Source organism: Thomasclavelia sp. (assembly GCF_017889095.1).
Taxonomy (GTDB): Bacteria; Bacillota_I; Bacilli_A; order Erysipelotrichales; family Coprobacillaceae; genus Thomasclavelia.
Genome location: NZ_JAGHEW010000232.1, coordinates 1 through 4601, shown reverse-complemented (window position 1 = coordinate 4601; position 4601 = coordinate 1). Strand labels below are relative to the sequence as shown.

The window sequence follows — 4601 nt, the reverse complement described above, 5'->3', positions numbered from 1 at the left end:
AGCAACAGTATTCATCGTTAATTGATAATCAACCACATCATCTTCACTATCATTGATCGTTAGTTTAAAATCACTAGCTTCGATCCCTTCGTAGATATTTTGATATCTTTCTACAAAAGCATCTTTTTCAATCTTGCCATCATCACTTAACATAGCATACATTTTACCATATTCTTTATCCGCTAATAATTCAAAATATTCTTCCACATAATCATCTGCGCTTTTACCACGACTAAAGATAAAAAATACTGCCACTACAACTAAGCAAATTACTACTGCTCCAATTATAATTAAATTTCTGCGTCTATTAAATGTCATATTTAACCTCCTTCACTATAAATCCATTATAGCATAATATTTTATTGCATCATACTGTGATTTTTAATTCATCTTTATTTATTATTAAAACATTGATAACTGTTTTGATAAACACTTATTAGAACTAACTTTCCGTTTAACTACTTTATCTTGATCACTTAATTTACCAATTAACAATAAACTATTTTCATCATGTTGTTTCATATTATTTAAAACCTGGTCATGATTGCAGGCATAACAATATTTACAGCCATGATTACAACTGCTATAAGTACCAATATCAATACTTGCAAGACAGTGACAATATTTACGATTTTGATTAGTTTTGATGTCTAATTTAGTATCTAATAATGATTCTAGATATTCTTTTTCAATACAGCTGCCATGTTTAATTCCATATTTTTCTAAATTATACTTTTCACTGCAGGTTTTAATTTCAAGCTGATATTGTTTAGCTATTTTTCCTAACTGTTTAGCCATTTCATCGACATCTTTGTCATTAAGTTCATCAAATAAACCTTCAATATTTTTATAAATATCTAAAAAACTGATAATTACTGTATTAGTATATTTACTTAAAATGGCTGCCATTTTTGCAAACATCTGATAGTGAAAATCTTTATTATAGCGCTTTGTAAGCAGGATTGGATCATAACGCCAAATTACGCGCTTTTTACCTAATTGTTTACTTAACTGGATAAAAGTTTTGATTATTTCCATTTTAGGTCGTACCCCTGGTTCGATATCAAAGTCATAAGGTGTTATAGTAACCATAAAGAAATACTGATAACCCAATTGATCAATTTTAGGTAAATAAGGCATGATTTTTAACGGATCTTTAGTGCAAAAACAAATACAGTCAACCGTATTTACACTAATATCAATTTCACTAACTAAATGATAATTATAGGGATTTCTAACTAATACTAAACCTTCTTTTAGTCGATTATATAACCACTTAGGATACATTGCACAAATGTCAGTGCGTCCAGAAACTTGTAATAACATTTTAATCACCTAATTTATTGTAACATAATTATTTTATCTCTACTATTAGCTATTTTTTTATGATATACTTCTTCAATGAGGTGGATTATGGAAGATAAACAATTAATTGATGCAATTAGTGAAATTGGTCGTTTATTACTTAAATTTGGAGCCGAAATTTATCGGGTCGAAGAATCACTGATTAGAATGTGTCAAAGCTATGGTTATAGTGATGTTGAAGTATTTGCATTACCTTCATATTTTACCTTAACCGTAGTTCTTACAAACGATCAGGCTTATACGACTTCAAAAAGAAGCCGTCATAATCGTATCAATTTAGATAAAATTTATGAATTAAATAATTTAGTACGTTATACTTGCAACAATACGCCAACATTAGCGTATTTAAAGCAAGAAATGAATCGTATCAAAAATATCAAAACAAACTATTTATTAGTATTTTTAGGATATGGTATTGGTAGTGGTTTCTTTGCAACTTTTTTTGGTGGCGGAATCCCGGAAACAATCGTTGCTTTTATTATTGGGTTTATTTTATATTACTTTATCTTACTAATGGAATATTTAGATATCAATAATCTAGTCAGTACTTTGCTTTCAAGTATGTTACTGACATCACTGGCAATTATTGCCTGTAATTTCCAATTAGCTTCTAATAGTCAGTCAATTACGATTGGCTGTTTGATGATCTTAACCCCTGGAGTAGCCATTACCAACAGTTTAAGAGATATCATGGGTGGCGATTATATTTCGGGGACGGCAAGAATGTTAGAAGCGCTATTAACCGCCGTATTTATTGCCATTGGGGCTGGTAGTGCGATGATGGTTTTAGGAGGTTAATATGATTCAATGTATTAGTTCATTTATTGCCTGTATTGGCTTTGCCTTTATTTTTAGAATTCATCACCATCCTAAGTTTGCCATAATTGCTTCATTTGGTGGTGCCTTAGGTTGTGGAATATATTTACTAGCGACTACTTTTACTCAAGATATCATGGCTTATTTTATCGCTATGGCAATCGTTGCTTTATACTCAGAAATAATCGCACGAATCTTAAAAGCACCAGCAACAATCTTTTTAATTATTGGCTGTTTCCCTTTAGTACCTGGTCGGGGAATTTATGAAACGATGTTATCTTGTATTCAAGGTAATAGTGAATTATTTTTAGATAGTTTCTTGCATACTTTAGGTATTTCTTTAAGTTTAGCGTTAGCTATTTTAGTTGTTTCGACAATTTTTAAAGTTATTAAAAAATTATCAATCAAGAAAGGTTAGTTATGAAAGTATTAGGTTTAATTGTTGAATATAATCCCTTTCATCAAGGGCATCTTTATCATTTAAATAAAGCTAAAGAATTAATCAAACCTGATGTAACAATTGCCGTAATGTCTAGTCACTTTGTTCAGCGTGGTGAACCAGCCATTAGTGATAAATGGACTAGAGCTAGTGTCGCAATTAAAAATGGTATTGATATCGTTATCGAATTACCATTTGTTTACAGTGTTCAAAGTGCTGATTATTTTGCTTATGGAGCAGTTGATTTACTGCATCAAATTGGTGTTAATAATCTTGTTTTTGGCAGTGAAAACGGGGATATCAACCGTTTTAAAGAAATCGCCATCACCATCAAATCTCATCAGCAAGAATACGATGACCTAGTAAAAAAACAAATGAAACAAGGTTTACGCTATCCTGATGCCTGTAATCAGGCACTATCAATTATTATGAATAAGACCGTTACTACTCCTAATGATCTATTAGGACTAGCTTATGTCAAAGAAGTAATTAATCATGATTATCCTATCGATCTTCATTGTATTAAAAGAACTAATGATTTTCATAGTTTACAAATTGAAACCATTAGTTCCGCTAGTGCCATTAGAAACGCTTTAAAAAACAAAATTAATATCGCTAATCAATTTTGTAACTATAACGATTATCAAGAATTCTATTTTTTCAACGATTTCTTTCCTTACTTACGATATCAATTACTAACGATGTCTAAAGAAAAATTAAAACAAATTCATTTAGTTGATGAAGGAATCGAAAACTTATTACAAGAAAAAATTCTAACCGTTAAAAATATGGAAGAATTAATTACCAGTCTAACATCCAAACGTTATACTCGTTCAAGAATCCAAAGGATGTTGATTCATATCTTAATGAATAACGACAAAAAAACAATCGAACAAGCTAAACAAATCGATTATCTAAGAATTCTAAAAATGAATAAAACTGGTCAACAATACTTAAATCAAATCAAGAAAAACTGTAATTATCATTTAATTACTAATTTCTCTAGTTATGACCATCTAGCATTACAATTAGAATTCAAAGCAACCAAACTATTATCATGTTTATCAAAACAGCCAGACAAACTAATCGAACAAGAATACAAAAGTATTCCTTTTATTACAAATAACACTATAAACATTGATCTTGATAAACTGCACACAACCAAATTAGGAAATGAAAGAATCAAAAGAAATTTATCATTAGATACAGATGATGCAGTAACTTATTTAAAAAACAAACTTAAAACAACTAACTATACCATCTTACAAAATGGTAAAAACTACTACATAAATACCAACGATTGCATCATTACTATCAATATCAATTCCCATACAATTATAACTGCACACAAAAAGTAGGTCACCCGCCTACTTTTTATAACATCTTCTAATCATCAATCCCGAAACAATCAATAACATCAATGTCATCATTATCTTACTTTCATCACCAGTATTAACACTATCTATCTTTTCATTACTAACTGTTTCCTTGTTTTCTGTTTCATCTTTTCCAATTTCACTATCAGAAATACTTTTCTTGGCAAAGTTTACCTTTAACTTAATTTCTTCATTTATCTCCGGTGCAATAAAACTGTTATCAATTAACTCCACTAATTCATCACCATAATAAACACTTTCGATTACATAGCCTTCTTCTACTACAATCGTATATTTACATTTGCTTAATCTTGCAACCTCAATATACTTATCTTTACTGTCATATCTTTTCCCATCAATTAATACATAACCATATTCATCAATATCTAGTGTTACTGTATGCTTTTCGGGTACAGTTGTACTTATTTCAGTACTCCCCTCTTTTGCATATACTTTGGTAGAAAACAGCATCATACACACTAATACAAACAGAATCCTTTTTAGTTTCATTTTATCATTCCTCATTTTGTAGACTTGCCGTAAAAGTAATACTTCCAATATATTCCCCTGCTTTAGCTTTTAACCATTCATCTCTTTCAATATTT

6 protein-coding genes are annotated in these 4601 nt (G+C 29.9%); 3 read left to right on the top strand and 3 right to left on the bottom strand.

Annotated features, from left to right (window positions below):
• Together J7M77_RS10045 and J7M77_RS10040 are read right to left on the bottom strand one after the other, a co-directional pair.
• Positions 1-318: NTF2-like N-terminal transpeptidase domain-containing protein (locus tag J7M77_RS10045; RefSeq protein WP_296878085.1), on the bottom strand; the 318-nt coding region annotated here is incomplete at its 3' end.
• Between the two features lie 84 nt (positions 319-402).
• Positions 403-1326: a DUF1848 domain-containing protein gene (locus J7M77_RS10040; RefSeq protein ID WP_296878083.1), complete on the bottom strand. Its 924-nt coding sequence runs from the start codon at positions 1324-1326 to the stop codon at positions 403-405.
• A gap of 87 nt (positions 1327-1413) precedes the next feature.
• Between J7M77_RS10040 and J7M77_RS10035 the strand changes: the two genes are divergently transcribed.
• The 3 genes from J7M77_RS10035 to J7M77_RS10025 are packed head-to-tail and all read left to right on the top strand — an operon-like array spanning position 1414 to position 3978.
• Positions 1414-2163, top strand: coding sequence for a threonine/serine exporter ThrE family protein (locus J7M77_RS10035; protein ID WP_296878081.1), 750 nt, complete (start codon positions 1414-1416; stop codon positions 2161-2163).
• Position 2164: 1 nt separating this feature from the next.
• Positions 2165-2599: a threonine/serine exporter family protein gene (locus tag J7M77_RS10030; protein ID WP_296878079.1), complete on the top strand. Its 435-nt coding sequence runs from the start codon at positions 2165-2167 to the stop codon at positions 2597-2599.
• A gap of 2 nt (positions 2600-2601) precedes the next feature.
• Positions 2602-3978: a nucleotidyltransferase gene (locus tag J7M77_RS10025; RefSeq protein ID WP_296878078.1), complete on the top strand. Its 1377-nt coding sequence runs from the start codon at positions 2602-2604 to the stop codon at positions 3976-3978.
• 9 nt (positions 3979-3987) lie between these two features.
• On the opposite strand, the gene J7M77_RS10020 is transcribed toward J7M77_RS10025, so the two are convergent.
• Positions 3988-4506, bottom strand: a complete 519-nt coding sequence (locus J7M77_RS10020) for a hypothetical protein (RefSeq protein ID WP_296878076.1) — start codon at positions 4504-4506, stop codon at positions 3988-3990.
• Positions 4507-4601 lie beyond the last annotated feature (95 nt).

Coding starts and splice junctions, on each gene's coding strand:
- J7M77_RS10025 (WP_296878078.1), top strand. CDS start 2,602: ATGAAAGTATTAGGTTTAATTGTTGAATATAATCCCTTTCATCAAGGG.
- J7M77_RS10035 (WP_296878081.1), top strand. CDS start 1,414: ATGGAAGATAAACAATTAATTGATGCAATTAGTGAAATTGGTCGTTTA.
- J7M77_RS10030 (WP_296878079.1), top strand. CDS start 2,165: ATGATTCAATGTATTAGTTCATTTATTGCCTGTATTGGCTTTGCCTTT.
- J7M77_RS10020 (WP_296878076.1), bottom strand. CDS start 4,506: ATGAAACTAAAAAGGATTCTGTTTGTATTAGTGTGTATGATGCTGTTT.
- J7M77_RS10040 (WP_296878083.1), bottom strand. CDS start 1,326: ATGTTATTACAAGTTTCTGGACGCACTGACATTTGTGCAATGTATCCT.